This is a genomic window from Lentzea sp. NPDC059081 (assembly GCF_042738015.1).
In the GTDB taxonomy this organism is placed as follows: Bacteria; Actinomycetota; Actinomycetes; order Mycobacteriales; family Pseudonocardiaceae; genus Lentzea.
In genome coordinates, this window is sequence record NZ_JBHYGW010000014.1 from 207,834 (window position 1) to 225,669 (window position 17,836).

At 72.8% G+C, this 17,836-nt stretch carries 11 protein-coding genes; 10 read left to right on the forward strand and 1 reads right to left on the reverse strand.

Annotation, left to right across the window (positions count from 1 at the left end):
• Positions 1–109 precede the first annotated feature (109 nt).
• The gene (gene dpgD, locus ACFWV3_RS28185; protein ID WP_382415345.1) at positions 110–904 is read right to left on the reverse strand and encodes an enoyl-CoA-hydratase DpgD; all 795 of its coding nucleotides are present in this window, start codon (positions 902–904) and stop codon (positions 110–112) included.
• 208 nt (positions 905–1,112) lie between these two features.
• On the opposite strand from dpgD, the gene ACFWV3_RS28190 reads away from it, so the two are divergent.
• The 10 genes from ACFWV3_RS28190 (at position 1,113) to ACFWV3_RS28235 (ending at position 17,554) form a co-directional block, all read left to right on the forward strand.
• The gene (locus ACFWV3_RS28190; protein ID WP_382415347.1) at positions 1,113–1,538 is read left to right on the forward strand and encodes a hypothetical protein; all 426 of its coding nucleotides are present in this window, start codon (positions 1,113–1,115) and stop codon (positions 1,536–1,538) included.
• A complete protein-coding gene (locus tag ACFWV3_RS28195; RefSeq protein WP_382415349.1) occupies positions 1,535–2,962 on the forward strand; it encodes an FAD-binding oxidoreductase in 1,428 nt (475 codons plus the stop codon). Before ACFWV3_RS28190 ends, ACFWV3_RS28195 begins: the two co-directional genes overlap by 4 nt.
• Before the next feature lie 33 nt (positions 2,963–2,995).
• The gene (dpgA, locus tag ACFWV3_RS28200) at positions 2,996–4,072 is read left to right on the forward strand and encodes a 3,5-dihydroxyphenylacetyl-CoA synthase DpgA (protein WP_382415351.1); all 1,077 of its coding nucleotides are present in this window, start codon (positions 2,996–2,998) and stop codon (positions 4,070–4,072) included.
• A gap of 37 nt (positions 4,073–4,109) precedes the next feature.
• On the forward strand, positions 4,110–4,853 hold the full coding sequence (gene dpgB, locus ACFWV3_RS28205) for an enoyl-CoA-hydratase DpgB (protein WP_382415353.1): 744 nt from the start codon (positions 4,110–4,112) through the stop codon (positions 4,851–4,853).
• Entirely contained in the window at positions 4,850–6,133 is a 1,284-nt protein-coding gene (gene dpgC, locus ACFWV3_RS28210; protein ID WP_382415355.1) for a (3,5-dihydroxyphenyl)acetyl-CoA 1,2-dioxygenase DpgC, read from the forward strand. The genes dpgB and dpgC overlap by 4 nt, the downstream gene beginning before the upstream one ends.
• Positions 6,130–7,608 (forward strand): aldehyde dehydrogenase family protein, encoded by a 1,479-nt coding sequence (locus ACFWV3_RS28215; protein WP_382415357.1) that lies wholly within the window; start codon positions 6,130–6,132, stop codon positions 7,606–7,608. The genes dpgC and ACFWV3_RS28215 overlap by 4 nt, the downstream gene beginning before the upstream one ends.
• 49 nt (positions 7,609–7,657) lie before the next feature.
• A complete protein-coding gene (locus ACFWV3_RS28220) occupies positions 7,658–14,884 on the forward strand; it encodes an SDR family NAD(P)-dependent oxidoreductase (protein WP_382415359.1) in 7,227 nt (2,408 codons plus the stop codon).
• Between the two features lie 102 nt (positions 14,885–14,986).
• The gene (locus tag ACFWV3_RS28225) at positions 14,987–15,889 is read left to right on the forward strand and encodes an NAD(P)H-binding protein (RefSeq protein ID WP_382415361.1); all 903 of its coding nucleotides are present in this window, start codon (positions 14,987–14,989) and stop codon (positions 15,887–15,889) included.
• A gap of 17 nt (positions 15,890–15,906) precedes the next feature.
• Complete coding sequence (locus ACFWV3_RS28230) at positions 15,907–17,112, forward strand: cytochrome P450 (protein WP_382415363.1); 1,206 nt, start codon at positions 15,907–15,909, stop codon at positions 17,110–17,112.
• Positions 17,113–17,128: 16 nt separating this feature from the next.
• Positions 17,129–17,554: a hypothetical protein gene (locus ACFWV3_RS28235; RefSeq protein ID WP_382415365.1), complete on the forward strand. Its 426-nt coding sequence runs from the start codon at positions 17,129–17,131 to the stop codon at positions 17,552–17,554.
• Positions 17,555–17,836 lie beyond the last annotated feature (282 nt).

Sequence of the window (17,836 nt, forward strand, 5' to 3'; positions counted from 1 at the left end):
GAGAGGGGGAAGGCGGGGGGGGTAGGGAAGAATGGAGCTGGGGGTGTGGGGAGTGGTTTGTTTGTTGGGTAAGGGGGGGGGTGGGGTCGGGGCGGGGGGGGGTGGGGGGTCAGCGCCCGCGCCACTCCGGTTCCCGTTTCTCCACAAAGGACAGCGGGCCTTCCAGCGCGTCTTCGCTGTGCATCCGCTTCTCCTCCCACACGTACCGGGTCGCGAACGCGCGGTCCAACGGCAGCGTCGCCGCGGTGGCCGCCGCCTCCTTGATCGCACGGACCGCGAGCGGCGCGCACCGCAGGATGTCCCGCACCCAGCCGTCGACCGCGTCGTCCAGCTCCTCCGCCGGCACGACCTCGTTGACCAGCCCCAGTTCGTACGCCCGCGCCGCGCTCAGCCGGCGGCCGGTGATCAGGTGACCCACCGCGGTCTTGACCGGGAGCTGCCTGGTCAGCCGGAACACGCCACCGGCCCCGGCGATCAGCCCGAGCCTGGCCTCCGGCAACGCGAACGTCGCGTGCTCGGCCGCCACCACGACGTCGCAGGCCAGCGCCAGCTCGAACCCGCCGCCGAACGCGTACCCGTTCACCCGCGCCACCACGGGTTTGGCCAGCTCGAACCGTTCGGTGAGCCGTGGCCAGCCCGGTTTGCCCCTGCTGCCGAACGTCGACGGCGCCGCCGTGCCCTCCCGCGTCCGCGCGACGAGCTCGGTCAGGTCCTGGCCGACGGAGAACGACCTCTCCCCGGCACCGGTGAGCACCGCGACCCACAGCTCGTCGTCGCGTTCGAAGTCGTTCCAGACCTCGGCGAGCTCGGCGTGCGTGGCGAGGTCCATCGCGTTCAGCACCGCCGGCCGGTCGAGCGTGACGCGGGCGACGCGGCCCTGTTTCTCGTAGCGGACTCGGTTCACGGCTTTCTCCCCGGTGAATGCGGACCGAAAGGCGAGATTACCGCGCGCGGTTCGTCGCGAACATTTTTAGGGGTGCCCGCTAGGGGTGCGCGAATCCCCGCTTGAGGGGTCCCGGTAAGGGGGTGTCAGCCCCATGGTCCTCCAGTATGGTCGAAAACGGATTCAGGGAATCTCGAATTGCGCATTGTTCGAGCGAAGGATTGAAGACATGGGTCGTTTCACCTACCTGTCCCAGTCGGCCGCGGACCGCGAACCCGAGGTCGCCGACCTGGAGATCACCATCACCACCGCGGACGAGGTGGCGGTGGGCGACGTGGTGAACGTCGAGGTCACGCTCCAGACCCTGGACCCGACCCGCAAGAGCCTCCCGGCCCGCGCGATCACCGGCGACCTCACGATCACCGTCGGCGGTGCCGTGCAGACCGAGATCACGGCCAAGGGCCTGACCAACGCCAACCGCGTCGTCGGCGGCCACGCCGTGCTGCTCACCGGCGGCCACGCCGAGTTCGTCGCCGAGGTGGCCGGCACCTACACGTTCGCCGCCGGCCGGGTCGACGTGGTCACCCCCGACTACCCGATCGTCTGCGTGCCCAAGGACGAGATCGCGGCCGACAGCAAAACCTCCGTCGCGTGAGCACGGCCTGGGAGGCGTTGCGCGGCAGGCTGAGCGGCGAGCTCACGCTGCCCGCCGACGCCGGCTACGACACCGCGCGGCAGCTGCAGATCGCCGAGTACGACCGGGTCCGCCCGGAAGCGGTCGCGTTCTGCGCCACCGCCGCGGACGTGCAGGCGGCCGTCACCTTCGCCGCCGAGCACGGACTCTCCGTCGCACCCCGCAGCGGTCGCCACAACTTCGCCGGCTGGTCCACGACGGACGGCCTGGTGATCGACACCTCCCGGCTCGACCACGTCCGCGGCGGCGGCGCGACGGTGGCACTCGGTCCCGGCGCGCCGGCCGTCGAGGTGGTCGCCGCGCTCCAGCCGCACGGGCAGCAGGTGGTCACGGGGATCTGCCCGACCGTGTGCATGGGCGGCTACCTCCTGGGCGGCGGGATCGGCTGGCAGACCCGGTCGCACGGCCCGGCCAGCGACCACGTCGAGTCGGTCGACCTGGTCACCGCGGACGGCCGCCTCGTGCGGGCGGCGGAGGACGAGAACGCCGACCTGTTCTGGGCGTTGCGCGGCGGCGGTGGCGGCAACTTCGGCATCGTCACGGGCTTCGAGGTCCGCCCGGTGTCCGTGCCGGTGATCACGAACTTCACCCTGTCCTGGGCCTGGGACCACGCCCTCGACCTGCTGGAACGCTGGCAGCACTGGTCGGCGGCCGCCTCGCGCGGGCTGTCGTCGGAGATCGGCGCGCTGCTGGTCGACGCGGCCCCCGGTGCCGAACCGGCGGTGTTCATGCACGGCGCGTACCTGGGCTCCGAGGCGGAGGCGAACGCGGCGCTCGACGAGCTCTGCCAGGTCGCCGCGCCCCAGCTGCGTGCCGTGGGGGAGCTCCCGTACGAGCAGGCGATGTACCAGCTCTACCGGGTCGAGGGGATGTCCGCGCGGCAGCGTCGTCGCGCCGGGGACAACCCCGAGGCCGTCCTGCCGCGGCAGCCGTTCCAGCGCGAACGGCACCGGTTGTTCGCCGAGCCGATGAGCAGGCATTCCCTCGGCGAGGCGCTGGGCGTGTTCGCGCAGGACCGGCGGGCGAACCAGTTCCGCTACTTCGCGCTGATGTCCCTCGGTGGTGCCGCGAACGACGTGAGCAGCACCGAAACCGCGTACGTGCACCGCGACGCGCAGTTCCTCGGGAAATTCGCGCTGGGCGGGCAGAGTCCCGATCTCGATTACGACGAAGAATACGTGCTGGCCGCCGAGGAATGGGTCGGAACCGGATTCTCGGTGCTCGACCCGTTGTCCAACGGGCATTCTTACGTGAACTACCCCGACCCGGCCCTCGTGGACTGGCAGTGGTCGTACTACGGCGAGAACCACGCCCGGCTGGCCGAGGTGAAGAAGGCCTGGGACCCGGCAGGGCTGTTCTCGTTCCCGCAGGGCGTCAGCGCCTGAGGCCCGGTCCATCCACCCCTTTCGGAGCGGCACATGACGACGCAGGTCGAGACACGCGCGGCCACGGCCGCCCGAATCGTGGGCGTGGGCACCTCCGTGCCCGAGACCAGCTACACCCAGCGGCAGATCCTCGACATCTTCGGCATCCAGGACCCCAAGATCCGGTCGGTCTTCGAGAACAGCGCCATCGACCGGCGCTACCTGACGCTGCCCGCCGAGACACCCGACGGGCGCGCGGTCGAGTCGCAGGGTCAGCTGCTGGCCAAGCACCGCGAACAGGGCATCGAGATGGCCGCCCGCGCGTTGCAGGCGTGCCTGAAGGACGCGAGGGCCGACCTCGCCGACGTCGCCCACCTGTGCTGCGTCTCGTCGACCGGCTTCCTCACCCCCGGCTTCACCGCCCTGCTGATCAGGGAGCTGGGCCTGTCGCCGGAGGTGAGCCGCATCGACGTGGTCGGCATGGGCTGCAACGCCGGGCTCAACGCGCTCAACTCCGTCAACGGCTGGGCGTCCACGCACGCGGGCAAGCTCGCCGTGATGATCTGCGTCGAGGCCTGCTCGGCGGCGTACGTCTTCGACGGCACCATGCGCAGCTCGGTGGTCAACAGCCTCTTCGGCGACGGCGCCGCGGCGATCGCGGTGACGGCAGAGGAGGAACCGGTCCGCACCGGGCCCGAGATCCTCAAGTTCGCGAGCTGCATCATCCCCGAGGCCGTCGAGGCGATGCGCTACGACTGGGACGACGCGCACGGCAAGTTCAGCTTCTTCCTCGACCGCGAGGTGCCCTACGTCGTCGGCGCGCACGTCGAGGACGTGATCGGCAGGCTGCTCGTCGGCACCGACGTGCGGCGCAGCGACGTCCAGCACTGGATCATCCACTCCGGCGGCAAGAAGGTCATCGACTCCGTGATGATCAACCTGGGGCTGACCAGGCACGACGTCCGGCACACCACGAGCATCCTGCGGGACTACGGCAACGTGTCCAGCGGGTCCTTCCTGTTCTCCCTGGAGCGCCTGCTCGACGAAGGACGCGTCGAGCCCGGCGACTACGGCGTCCTGATGACCATGGGACCGGGTTCGACCATCGAGACGGCCCTGGTCCGGTACTGACCTTCGGTTTCGTTCGGCGAGTGAGGTGGCGGGGGCTTTGTCTTCGATTTCTGTTACGACCGCGCGGCCGGGAGACGCGGGCCTCGTCGTCCGCGTCGACACCTCGGCGGCCCTGGCATCCTCGCTCGTCGCGGACCTCGCCGGTCTGGTGGACGCGGCGGAGGACCTCCGTCCCGGTGCGGTGGTGGTGCACCTCGAGGGGGGTGACACGCCGCCGGCGGACCGGGTGTGGCCCGGTGCCACCGAGATCGTGCACGTGAACCGGTGGGAGCAGGTGCTGCGCCGGCTGGAACGGCTCGGTGCCGTGACGATCGCCGTGGTGACCGGCCGCTGCGGCGGCGGGGCGCTCGACCTGGTGCTGGCGTGCGACTACCGCATCGCGGCGCAGGACGCGTCCGTGGCGCCGCCGCTGTGCGACTCCGGCCAGGTGTGGCCCGGCATGGCCGTGCACCGGATGACGACCCAGCTCGGCGTGCGGGAAGCGCGCAGGCTCGTGCTGTTCCCCCAGGAGCTCACCGCCCTGGAAGCCGTGGAGCGCAAGCTGATCGACGAGATCGCGGCGGACCCGCTCGCGGCCGCCAGGGACAAGGCGGCCCAGGTGAAGGCAGCGCTGGTGAAGGCCGCCCAGGTCAAGGCGGCAGGGGACGGCGGCGCCGAGGCCGCGATCCGGCGCCGGCTGGTGCTGGACGCGGCGACCACGAGCTTCGAGGAGTCGCTGGGCGCGCACCTGGCCGCGTGCGACCGGACGCTGCGCCAGGGCGAGGGGGAGCCGGCGCGGTGATCACCGAAGCCTCCACCTCCCTCACCACGGACGCGCGTGCGCTGGAGCAGTTCACCAGCGAGGGCGCACGGGACCTGGCCGCGCTGCCGTCCAAGATGGACCGCACGGCGGCGCAGGTCGCCCTGGCCGACGAGGTGCACCACGCGTCCCGCCGGCTGCGCGACCGGTTCCTGGACCGGCACGCCGGTGAGGTCTACGACGAGCTGACCGGCGGGCGCACGAGCAGGCCGCGCATCGCCGAGCTGGTCCTCCAGGCGGCGCAACGGTTTCCCGGCCTGGTGCCCACGGCCGGCGAGCTCGCCGCCGAGTCCTCCCTGGCCCAGCACCAGAAGGAGGGCGGGGAGATCGACCAGGGCATCTTCTTCCGGCACGTGCTGCGCCACCCCACCGCCGGCCGGCACCTGGTCGACAGCATGCTGCGGCCCACCGGCCGCGCTCTGGCGCTGCTGCCGGACTTCCGCGTCTCCGGTGCGCTCGTGCTGGACACCCTGCGCATCGACCGCCGGAACGGCGTCGCGCACGTGACGATCACGAACACCCACTGCCTCAACGCCGAGGACAACGAGCTCACCGCGGACCTGGAGACCGCGGTCGACCTCGTGCTGCTCGACGACAGCTCGCACGTGGGCGTGCTGCGCGGCGGGGTGATGACGCATCCGCGCTACGCCGGACGGCGGGTGTTCAGCGCCGGCATCAACCTCAAGCACCTGCACGGCGGCAAGATCTCGTTCGTCGACTTCCTGCTCGGCCGGGAGCTGGGGTTCATCAGCAAGCTCGTGCGCGGCGTGCGGACCGACGACGGGCTCGGGCAGCGGATCGAGAAGCCGTGGGTGGCGGGCGTCGACACCTTCGCGATCGGCGGTGGCATGCAGCTGCTGCTCGTGATGGACCACGTCGTAGCCGCCTCCGACGCCTACCTCAGCCTGCCCGCCGCCCAGGAGGGCATCGTGCCGGGCCTCGCGAACCTGCGGCTGACGCGGGCCGTCGGCAGCCGCATGGCCCGGCAGATCGTGCTGGGCGGCCGCAAGGTCTGGGCGAGCGAACCGGACGCCCGGCTGCTCGTGGACGACGTCGCCGACCCGCGTGACATGGACGCGGCCGTCGACCGTGCCGCGGAGATGCTCGCGAGCCCCGCCGTCGCACCCAACCGGCGGATGCTCAACCACGCCGACGAACCCGTGGACCAGTTCCGCGAGTACGTGGCGGAGTTCGCGCTCACCCAGGCGTTGCGCCTCTACAGCGCGGACGTGCTGGGCAAGGTCGCGAGGTTCAGCGCATGACCGCCGTGGAGAGCAGGACCGGGCTCCTCGACGAGGACCTGGTGCGCGGCAAGGTGTTCAGCGGCGGCTGGACCACCTCGCACGGCGGCACCGCCGAGATCACCGAACCCGCGACCGGGCAACCGTTGATCACCGTCGGCCTGGCGAACCGGCACGACATCCGCGCCGCGGCGGCACTGGCCGCGCGGAGGCAACCCACCTGGGCCGAGACCCCGGCCACCGAACGCGCCGCCGTGCTGCGCAGAGCAGCACAACTGCTGACCGAGCACCGCGCCGAGGTCTCGCGCTGGCTCGTCCGCGAAGGCGGCGCGGTCTCTGGCAAGGCCGAGGCCGAGACCGGATCCACTGTGGACGAACTGTGGGTGGCCTCGTCGCTGCCCACGCACCCGCACGGCCACCTGCTGCCCTCCGAACGCGGCCAGCGCAGCACCGCACGACGGGTGCCGCTCGGCGTCGTCGGTGTGATCAGCCCGTGGAACTTCCCGCTCCTGCTCGCCACCCGAGCGGTCGCGCCCGCTCTCGCGCTCGGCAACGCCGTGGTGCTCAAGCCCGACGTGAACACCCCGGTGGCCGGCGGGCTCCTGCTCGCCGCCCTGTTCGAGAAGGCGGGACTGCCCGAGGGCGTCCTGCACGTGCTGCCCGGCGACGCGGGTCCCGGCGCGGCCCTCACCACCGACCCCGACGTCGCCATGATCGCGTTCACCGGCTCGACCGCGGTGGGCCGCCAGGTCGGCGCCGCGGCGGGCGGGGCGCTCAAGCGGATGTCGCTGGAACTGGGCGGCAACAACGCCCTCATCGTCCTGGACGACGCCGACGTGGCGGCGGCGAGCAGCGCGGGCGCGTTCGGCTCGTTCTTCCACCAGGGCCAGATCTGCATGACCGCCGGGCGGCACATCGTCCTCGAGGACGTCGCCGACGAGTACCTGGACTGCCTCGTCGAACGCGCCACGGCCCTGCGCGTCGGCGACCCGTGGACGACCGACGCCGACCTCGGCCCGTTGATCAACGAACGCCAGCTCCAGCGCGTCGACCAGATCGTGCGGGACACCATCGCCGCGGGCGCGACCCTGCACACCGGCGGCACGCACGAGGGCCTGTTCTACCGGCCGACCGTGCTCGGCGGCGTGACCGCGGACATGCCCGCGTGGACCGAGGAGATCTTCGGCCCGGTGGCGCCCGTGGTCGTGGTGCGCGACGAGGACGAGGCCGTCGCCGTGGCCAACGGCACCGACTACGGCCTGGTCGCCGCCGTGCAGACCGGGGACGTGGCCCGCGGCGCCGCACTGGCCGAACGCCTCACCACCGCGATCGTGCACGTCAACGCGCAGACGGTCGACGACAACGCCTACGTGCCGTTCGGGGGACGCGGCGGCTCCGGCAACGGCAGCAGGTACGGCGCGCTGCACAGCTGGGACGAGTTCACCCAGTGGCGGTGGCTGACCAGCCGGGACGTGCCGGCGGCGTACCCGTTCTGACCGCGGCCGGCGCACACCGACAACTTCGACAGCGGCCGGGGGATGCCGAATGACTGGAACCAGGGACGTCTTCGGGACGGAGGGCCTGCGCGCCCGCCTCGACGGACGCGCACCGTCCGAACAGGACAGGATCGTCCTCGACGCGGTCCGCGCGCTGGCGGCGGACGTGCTCGGCGACACCACGGCCCACCGGCTCGACCCCGAGGCACCGTTCCGCCGCCTCGGCTTCTACCGCGCCACCGCGGCCCGCCTGCGCGAACGCGTCGGCGAGGCGCTCGGGCTCGCCCTGCCCGCCACGATCCTGTTCGACCACCCGACCCCGGTCGCGCTCGCGTCGCACCTGCGCACCCTGCTCACCGGCGTGCGCTCCGCCGACCAGGAGACGGCGGCGCCGCAGGCCGACGACGGGCCGGTCGCGGTCGTCGGCATGAGCTGCCGCTACCCCGGCGGCATCGCCTCGCCCGACGACCTGTGGCGGCTGGTCGAGGCGGAACGGGACGCCGTCACCGAGTTCCCCGCCGACCGCGGCTGGGACCTGGACGCGATCTACGACCCCGACCCGGCCGCCGGCCGCTGCTACACCAGGGAAGGCGGCTTCCTGCACGAGGCCGGCGAGTTCGACGCCGGCTTCTTCGGCATCTCGCCGCGCGAGGCGCTCGCGATGGACCCCCAGCAACGCCTGCTGCTCGAAACCTCCTGGGAGGCTTTGGAGAGCAGCGGGATCGACCCGGCGACGCTGCGCGGCAGCCAGACCGGCGTCTACGTCGGCCTGGCCTACGAGGACTACGGCCCGCGCCCGCACCAGGCGATGGGCGACGTCGCCGGCAAACGCCTGATCGGCAGCCTCACCAGTGCCGCGTCCGGCCGGGTGGCCTACGCGTTCGGGCTGGAGGGCCCGGCGATGACGGTCGACACCGCCTGCTCGTCGGGACTCGTGGCGCTGCACCTCGCCCGGCAGGCCCTGCGGCGCGGCGAGTGCACGCTCGCACTGGTGGCCGGGGCGACGGTGATGTCGAGCCCCGGCGTGTTCCTGGAGTTCAGCCGGCAGCGCGGCCTGGCGAAGGACGGCCGCTGCAAGGCCTTCGCGGACGCCGCCGACGGCACCGGTTGGGGCGAGGGCGTCGGAGTCCTGCTGCTGGAACGGTTGTCGGACGCCCAGCGCAACGGTCACCAGGTCCTCGCGGTCGTCCGCGGCAGCGCGGTGAACCAGGACGGCGCGTCCAACGGTCTCACCGCACCGAACGGGCCGTCGCAGCAACGCGTGATCCGCAGGGCGCTCGCCGACGCCGGACTGTCCACTTCGGACGTCGACGCGGTCGAGGCGCACGGCACCGGTACCACGCTCGGCGACCCGATCGAGGCGCAGGCGCTGCTCGCGACCTACGGCCAGGACCGCGAGACGCCGCTGTGGCTGGGGTCCATCAAGTCCAACATCGGCCACACCCAGGCCGCCGCCGGGATCGCCGGGATCATCAAGATGGTCATGGCGATGCGGCACGGGCTGCTGCCGAAGACCCTGCACGTCGACCGGCCGTCCCAGCACGTCGACTGGGACGCGGGCGCGGTCCGGCTGCTCACGCGAGCTCAGGAGTGGACGCGGAACGGCCGTCCGCGCCGCGCGGCCGTGTCCGCGTTCGGGGTCAGCGGCACGAACGCCCACGTGATCATCGAACAACCCGAGCCTGCCGCACTCGCGGAAGACCCGGTGGCGCGCCCCGTCCTGACGCCGTGGCTCGTGTCGGCCGCCGACCCCGGCGCGGTGCGGGGCCAGGCCGCCCGGCTGCGCGACTTCGTGACCGCCGCACCGGACACCGATCCCGTGCGGGTCGCGGCCGCCCTCGCGTCGACCAGGTCGGCCATGGCCCACCGCGCGGTCGTGCTGGGCCAGGACCGCGCGGACCTGCTCGCCGGCCTGTCGTCCCTCGCGGAGGACGCGCCGAACGCGGACGTCGTGCGCGGCAAGGTCCTCCAGGGCCTCACCGGGTTCCTGTTCTCCGGACAGGGGTCGCAGCGCGTGGGCATGGGCCGGGAGCTGCACCGCGAGTTCCCGTCGTTCGCGCGGGCGTGGGACGAGGTCTGCGCCGTGCTGGACCCGTTGCTGGAACGCCCTCTCACCGACGTGGTCGCCGACGGGTCCGTGCTCGACCAGACCCAGTGGGCGCAGCCCGCGCTGTTCGCGTTCGGCGTCGCGCTGGTGCGGCTGCTGGAGTCGTTCGGCGTGCGGCCGGACTTCGTGGCGGGCCACTCGGTCGGCGAGGTGACCGCCGCGCACGTCGCCGGGGTGCTGTCGCTGTCCGACGCGGCCCGGCTCGTGGTCGCGCGCGGCAGGCTGATGCAGCAGGCGCCGGCGTCCGGGACGATGGTCGCCATCGGGGCGAGCCGCGAGGTCGTGCTGGAGTCGTTGCGGGACCTGGCCGACAGCGTGTCGGTGGCCGCGGTGAACGGCCCGGAGTCGACGGTGATCTCCGGCGACACGGACGTCGTGCTGCGGCTGGCCGACCACTGGCGCGAGCAGGGCGTGAAGACGACGCGGCTGCGGGTCTCGCACGCCTTCCACTCGCCGCACATGGAACCGATCCTCGCGGAGTTCCAGTCCGTGCTGGAAGAACTGGCTTTCGCACCGCCGCGGATCCCGATGGTGTCGAACGTGACCGGCGGCCCCGCGCTCGCCGAGACCGTCTGCACGCCCGAGTACTGGGCCGCGCACGTCCGGCAGCCGGTCGGCTTCCACGACGGCATCCGGTTCCTGCTCGGCGAGGGCGTCAGCCGGTTCGTCGAGCTGGGGCCCGACCGCGTGCTGTCCGCGATGACCGCCGACTGCGTGGCCGACAGCGCCGACGAGACCGTCATCCTGCCGCTGCTGCGCCGCGACCGGTCCGAACCCGCCGCGCTGACGGCGGCGCTGGCGGGCCTGCACGTCGCGGGCCAGCGCGTCGACTGGGCCGAGCTGGTGCCCGCGCGCGGCCGTGTCGACCTGCCGACCTACGCGTTCCAGCGGCGCCGGTACTGGCTCGAGCTGCCGGAGACCGTGACCGCAGGCCAGACCGTGCTGTCCGCGCGGACGGCGTTGCTGGGCCACAAGGTCGAGCTCGCCGACACGCAGGAGCTGGTGTTCACCGGTCCCATGTCGCCCAGGACGCACCCGTGGCTCGCCGACCACCGCGTCGGCTCCGCGCTGGTGCTGCCGGGGACCACGTTCGTCGAGCTGGCGGTCGCCGCGGCCGCTGAGACCGGCTGCGACCTGCTGGAGGAGCTCGTCCTCGAACGGCCGCTGGTGCTGGCCGAGGACGACCACGTGATGATCCAGGTCCGGCTGGGGGTGCCCGACAACGGCGGACGCCGTCCGGTCGAGGTGTTCTCGCGGCTCGACCAGGCCGCCCAAGGGACGCCGTGGACCTCGCACGCGCGCGGGTTCGCCGTTCCCGGGCCGCGCAACAACTGCGCCGCCGGCGAGAGCTGGCCGCCGTCGGGAGCGGTCCCGGTCGACCTCGCCGACGCCTATCCGCGGCTGGCCGGTCAGGGCAACAACTACGGCCCGGCGTTCCAGGGTGTGCGGGCCGCGTGGCGGCACGGTGACGACCTGCTCGGCGAGGTCGCGCTGCCGGGACACCTGCGCAACGAGGCGAGCGGGTTCGGCCTGCACCCGGCGCTGATGGACGCCGCGCTGCACCTGGTGCCGCTGGAGATGACCGAGGCCAAGCCCGGCGAGGCGCTCGTGCCGTTCGCGTGGTCCGGCGTGACGCTGCACGCGACCGGTGCGTCCGTGCTGCGCGTCCGGATCACGCCGACCGGACCGGGCACGGTGGCCGTGTCCGCCGCGGACCCGAGCGGCGCGCCGGTGCTCACGGTCGCCGGGCTGGAGCTGCGGTCGGTGTCTCCCGCCAAGCTCGCGTCCCGGCCCGACCACGTCTACCAGCTCGACTGGGCGCCGGTCACCCTCCAGACCTCCGCCAGGCCACTGTGGACGGTTCTCGGCCGCGCCGGACTTGCCGGACTGGCAACGGTTCCCGAGGTGGTCGTGCTGGTCTGCGAACCCGGCCAGGACGATCTCGTCACCGACGTCCACGCGGCCGCGCACGGTGTGCACGGAACCCTCCGGACCTGGCTCGCCGACGAGCGGTTCGCCTCGTCCCGGCTCGTCGTGGTGACCAGGGGAGCGGTCGCGACGAGCGTGGGCGAGGACGTCCCGGACGTCGCGCAGGCCGCCGTGTGGGGCCTCGTGCGGTCGGCGCAGACCGAGAACGCCGGACGGTTCGTGCTGGCCGACGTGGACGGCGCCGTCGAGGACTGCCTCGACGACGTGCTGGCGAGCGGTGAGCCCCAGGTCGCGGTACGAGCGGGACAACTGCTCACACCCCGGTTGAGTCCACTTCGGACTCCCGGCCTGGAGGTGCCGGACGAGCTGGGCCGCGCCTGGCGGGTGCACGTCACCGCCACCGGATCGCTGGAGAACCTGGCGGTCGTCGCCAACCCGGCCGCCACCACCCCGCTCGGCGCGGGCGAGGTCGCCGTGGCCGTGCGCGCCACCGGCCTCAACTTCCGCGACGTCCTGATGGCGCTGGGCATGTACCCCGGCGAGTGCCGGCTCGGCAGCGAGGGCGCGGGCGTCGTCACCGAGGTCGGCCCCGGCGTCGTCGGCGTCGCGCCGGGGGACCGGGTGCTGGGCCTGTTCACCGACGGGCTCGGCCCGGTGGCGGTCACCGACCACCGGCTGCTCGCCCCGATGCCCGACGGCTGGTCGTTCGCCCAGGCCGCGTCCGTGCCCGTCGTGTTCCTGACCGCGTACCTCGGCCTGGCCGGTCTCGCGCAGGCGCAGCCCGGTGCCCGCGTCCTCGTGCACGCCGCCGCGGGCGGTGTCGGCATGGCGGCCGTGCAGATCGCGCGCCACCTCGGGCTGGAGGTCTTCGCCACGGCGAGCCCGGCCAAGCAGGCCCTGGTGCGCGACGCCGGGGTCGCCGCCGACCACATCGCGTCCTCCCGCACGCTCGGCTTCGAGTCCGAGTTCCGCGCGGTCACCGGCGGCCGCGGGGTCGACATCGTCCTCAACTCCCTCGCGGGCGAGTTCGTCGACGCCTCGCTGCGCCTGCTCGCGCCCGGTGGCTGGTTCCTGGAGATGGGCAAGACCGACCTGCGCGAGACCGTGCCGGGCGTGCGGTACCGGCCGTTCGACCTGCACGAGGCGGGTCCGGACCGGCTCGGCGAGATGCTGCGGGAGGTGCTCGCGCTGTTCGCGGCGGGTGTGCTGTCGCCGCTTCCCTTGCGGGCGTGGGACATCCGCGACGCCCGCGAGGCGTTCCGGTTCATGAGCCAGGCGCGGCACGTCGGCAAGATCGTGCTGACCATCCCCCCGGCCGCCGGCCCTGTGGGGACTTGGCTGGTCACCGGCGGCACGGGCGTGCTCGGCGGCCACGTCGCCCGGCACCTCGTCACCGCACGCGGAGTGCGGCGGCTCGTACTGGCCGGACGGCGCGGTGCCGCCGCCGAGGGAATGACGGAACTGTGCGCCGAGCTCGGCAGGTTCGGCGCGCGGGTCGACGTGGTCGCCTGCGACCTGGCCGACCGCGACGCGACCCGCCGACTGCTCGACGGGATCGACGACCTCACCGGGATCGTGCACACGGCGGGCGTGATCGACGACGCCGTGGTCGGCTCGATGACGGCGGACCAGGTCGACCGGGTACTGAGGTCCAAAGTGGACTCGGCCGTGCACCTGCACGAGCTGTCGGCCGGGCGGGACCTCGGCGCGTTCGTGCTCTTCTCATCGGTGTCGGGGCTCTTCGGCGGTGCGGGACAGGCGAACTACGCGGCGGCGAACGCGGTGCTCGACGGACTGGCCTGGCACCGCCGGGCCGCCGGTCTGCCCGCCACGTCGGTCGCCTGGGGCCTGTGGGCCGACCGCAGCGCGATCACCGGCGACCTCGACGCCACCGACCTGCACCGGCTGGCGCGCTCCGGCATCCTCCCGCTGCCGACCCGGCACGGCCTGGACCTGTTCGACCTCGCCCTGGACACCGCGCTGCCCGTCGTCGCGGCCGTCCGGCTCGACCTCGGCGCCGTGCGCGCCAGAGCGGGGGAGGGCGTTCCCCCGTTGCTGCGCCACGTCGCCGGCACCGCGCCCCGCCAGGCGGCGACCGTCGTGGAGACCGCGTCGCTGGAACAACGGCTGGCCGACGCCCCCGCCGAGACCCGCGACCAGCTCGTGCTCGACCTGGTCCGCGAACACACCGCCGTCGTGCTGGGCCACGCCGGTGCGGACGCCGTCGACGTCACCAAGGGCCTGTTCGAGCTGGGCTTCGACTCGTTGTCGCTGGTGGAGCTGCGCAACCGGCTGAGCACGGCGACCGGCCTGCGGGTGCGGTCCACGCTGATCGAGGACGACTCGACACCGGTCACCGTCGCGCAGCGGCTGGCCGCGGAGTTCGCCGGCCTGCCGGAGGCCCCGGCCGCCGAGGCCTCGCCCGGCGACAGCATCGTCGGGCTCTTCCAGCGGTCCGTCCACCTGGGACGATCGGGCGAGTTCATGGGACTGCTGCGGCAGACCGCCGGGTTCCGCACGTCGTTCGAGGGCCCGCTGGACGCCGGCGAGCTGCCCGACCCGGTCAAGCTCGCGCACGGTCCCGCGACACCGCGGCTGATCTGCTTCCCGCCGTTCGTCGGCAGGTCCGGTGCCCACCAGTTCGCCCGGTTCGGTGCGGCACTGCGCGGCGAGCGGGACGTCTCGGTGCTGCCGCAGCCCGGTTTCGTGGCGGGACAACGGGTTCCGGCGGACGCGGCGGCGGTGTCCGAGGTGATGGCCGACGTCGTGCGCCGGGAGGCGGGCCGGCAGCCGTTCGTGCTGGTCGGCTACTCGTCCGGCGGCCTGGTGGCGCACGCGGTCGCGAACCGCCTGGAACAGCTGGGCCTCGCCCCGGCCGGCATCGCGCTGATCGACGTCTACCCGTCCGGCGAGAACACCGCGGACGCCGTGCTGCCGGGCCTGCTCGGCGGACTGCTCGACGACCGCCGCCGCCCGCCGGAGGACGCGGGCGACGCCTGGCTCACCGCGATGGCCCGCTACCTCGACCTGGACTGGACGCCGTCGGCGGTGGCCGTGCCGACCCTGCTGCTGCGGGCGAGCGAGCGGGTGCCCACCTGGTCCGGCACGGCCGAGGACTGGCGCAGCGCGTGGAAGTACGCCGACACCGTGGCCGACGTCCCCGGCGACCACTTCACCGTCATGGAGGAACACGCTCCCGCGGCCGCCCGCGCCGTTTCCGAATGGATCGCGCGGTTGTAGGGGTGATCGTCAGGGGTACCGGGCCTTTCCGCGGCCCGGATAGCCTCGGGCGAACGATTTCCGGGAATTCCCGGGGCTATTTCGCGCCGGTGAGAGGAACAAATGTACGTCGTCACCGGGGCGTCCGGGCGGTTCGGGCGGCTGGCCGTCGAACGCCTGCGGGAACGCGTGGACGCGAGCAGCATCGTCGCCGTCACCCGCACCCCCGACCGGATCGCCGATCTGGGCGTCGTCGTCCGGTACGGGGACTTCACCGACCCGGCCTCGCTGACCGCCGCGTTCGACGGCGCCGAGCGAGTGCTCGTGTCCGCCACGGGCGCGCGCAGCCTCGGCCGGCGCGCCGAGCTGCACCGCACCGCGTTCGAGGCGGCGGCCAAGGCGGGCGCGGGGCACCTGCTCTACCAGTCAATGGTGCGCGCCGGCGAGCCCGGCCACCCGCTCTCGCTGATGCCCGAGCACGGCGCGACCGAGCGGGCGCTGGCCGAGTCGGGCGTGCCGTTCACCGTGGTCAGGCTCAACGTCGAGCCCGACGTGCTGCTGATGACGTTGCCGCTGGCCGAAGCGGTGGCGTCCGGTCGCCTCGTCACCTCGAACGGCGGCGGCCACGTCGGCTGGGTGACCTGGGAGGACTCCGCCGAGGTCGGTGCCGCGCTGCTCGCGGCGGGCGGGCACGAGGGCCAGTACGTCGACGTCTCGGGACCGGCCGCCCTCGACCACGGCGGCGTGGCCGACGCCCTGACCGAGGCCACCGGCCGCCGCGTCACCCACGAGCCGGGCGACCGCCTCGACTGGGACACCTACCTCGCCCGGCTGCCGGAGGCCCTGACCTCCGCCGTTCCCGAGCAGGCGCTGCGGGCCGGGTTCGAGTTCTGGACCTGCGCCGAGGCCGGCTGGTTCGACGTCGTCACGCACACCGTGCCCCGGCTCACCGGCCGTCCGGCCACCTCACTGGCCGACTTCTTCACGGCGCACCGCGAACAGCTGCTGGGCCGCACCGAGATCTGAGCAAGAGGGGGACACACATGACGACTGCGCAGGAACCGAGGAACTACCCGTTCAGCGCGGCCTCCGGGCTCCACCTGGATCCCACGTTCGCGCACCTGCGGGCCACCGAGCCGGTGTCGCGCGTGCGGCTGCCCTACGGCGGCGACGCGTGGCTCGTGACCAGCCACGAGGACATCAAGACCGTCTTCACCGACCCGCGGTTCAGCCGCTTCGAGGCGTTCGGCAAGGAGTGCCCGCGCCCCAACCCCGAGGTCCGCACCGGCCCGCCGACGATCATCGACCTCGACCCGCCGCACCACACCCGGCTGCGCAAGCTGGTCAACAAGGCGTTCACGGCACGGCAGACCGAGCTGCTGCGGCCGCGCGTCGAGCAGGTCGTCACGGAGCTGCTCGACCGCATGGAGGAGAAGGGCTCGCCGGCGGACCTGCTGGAGTCCCTCGCCTACCCGTTGCCGATGACGGTCATCTGCGAGCTGCTCGGCGTGCCGCTGGAGGACCGCGACAAGTTCCACGAGTGGTCCGACGCGATGGTCGCGATCACGTCGGTCAGCCCGCAGGAGAGCGAGCAGGCGTTCGCCGACGTCATGGCCTACATCGCGAACCTCGTCGAACAACGCCGCCGCACGCCGTCCGACGACATGCTCGGCATGCTGGTCGCCGCCCGCGACGAGGGCGACAAGCTCAGCGAGGAGGAGCTGGTCCTGTTCGGCGTCACGCTGCTGATCGGCGGCTACGAGACGACGGCGAACCAGATCGGCAACTTCGCCTACACCCTGTTCACGCACCCCGACCAGCTCAACCGCCTGCTCGCCGACCCCGGCATCCTCGACACCGCGATCGAGGAGCTGTCGCGCTACTGCCCGCTGCTCAGCGAGGCGGGCAACGTGCCGCGCATCGCCATGGCCGACCTCGAACTGGGCGGCGTGCGGATCCGCAAGGGCGACGCCGTGTTCATCGAGCTCAACTCGGCCAACCGCGACGACAAGGTGTTCCCGCAGGCCGACCAGCTCGACCTGGGCCGCACCCACAACCCCCACTTCGGCTTCGGCCACGGCGCCCACCACTGCGTCGGCGCCCAGCTGGCCAAGGTCGAGATGCGCGCCGCGATCGGTGCCCTGACCAGCAGGTTCCCCAAGATCAGGTTGGCGGTCCCGGCACAGGACGTGCCGTGGAAGGACGAACGACGGCTGCGCGGGGCGTTCGCCCTGCCGGTCGAATGGTGAGGACTGGAGGACAACCATGGGACGTTTCACCTACCTGGCGTCGTCGGAGCGCATCCCCGACCCGCAGGCGAGCGACATCGAGATCACCATCACCACGCCCGACGAGGTCAAGGTCGGCGAGGTCGTGAACATCGAGCTCACCCTGCGCACGCTGCACCCGACGATCAAGGACCGCGCGGTCGGCGACGTGCACGGCCACGTGTTCGTGCAGGTCGACGGGCCGGTCAAGCACGAGCTGAAGGCGGACGGGCTGGTCAACGCGAACTTCGTGTTCACCGGCAAGAACGTGCTGCTCACCGGTGGGCACGCGGAGTTCGTGGCGGAGGAGCCGGGCGCGTACGAGTTCCGGCCCGGCAACATCTGGGTGACCACCTCGGACTACCCGATCAACTGCACGCCCGGCGCCGAGTTCCCGGTGGAGAGCAAGACCCAGGTCGTGTAGCGGCGGTGCGGCCCGCCGTGGTCGCCTTGGTGCGTTCGGGTTCCTGTTTCGGGCGCGGGGCTCTGCCCCGGACCCCGCCAACTGATCAAAGACCGCCCAGCGCCGTTAGCGGGTTGATGGCACGCCTGGTGCGTTCGGCGGCTTGCGGCTGCGTGCGTGGTGCGGTTCGGGTGGGGTGGTCCCGTCCCGAACCGAGGCAAGAGCGAGCCACACCAGGTCAGGGGTGTCAACCCGGCGAAAAGCGTGCCGGGTTGACACCCCTGACCTGGTGCAGCGAGTGCT

Bases quoted from the DNA above. Each gene is read 5' to 3' on its own strand.
- ACFWV3_RS28220 (WP_382415359.1), top strand. From the start codon at position 7,658: ATGACTGGAACCAGGGACGTCTTCGGGACGGAGGGCCTGCGCGCCCGC.
- ACFWV3_RS28235 (WP_382415365.1), top strand. From the start codon at position 17,129: ATGGGACGTTTCACCTACCTGGCGTCGTCGGAGCGCATCCCCGACCCG.
- ACFWV3_RS28230 (WP_382415363.1), top strand. From the start codon at position 15,907: ATGACGACTGCGCAGGAACCGAGGAACTACCCGTTCAGCGCGGCCTCC.
- ACFWV3_RS28215 (WP_382415357.1), top strand. From the start codon at position 6,130: ATGACCGCCGTGGAGAGCAGGACCGGGCTCCTCGACGAGGACCTGGTG.
- ACFWV3_RS28190 (WP_382415347.1), top strand. From the start codon at position 1,113: ATGGGTCGTTTCACCTACCTGTCCCAGTCGGCCGCGGACCGCGAACCC.
- ACFWV3_RS28225 (WP_382415361.1), top strand. From the start codon at position 14,987: ATGTACGTCGTCACCGGGGCGTCCGGGCGGTTCGGGCGGCTGGCCGTC.
- dpgA (WP_382415351.1), top strand. From the start codon at position 2,996: ATGACGACGCAGGTCGAGACACGCGCGGCCACGGCCGCCCGAATCGTG.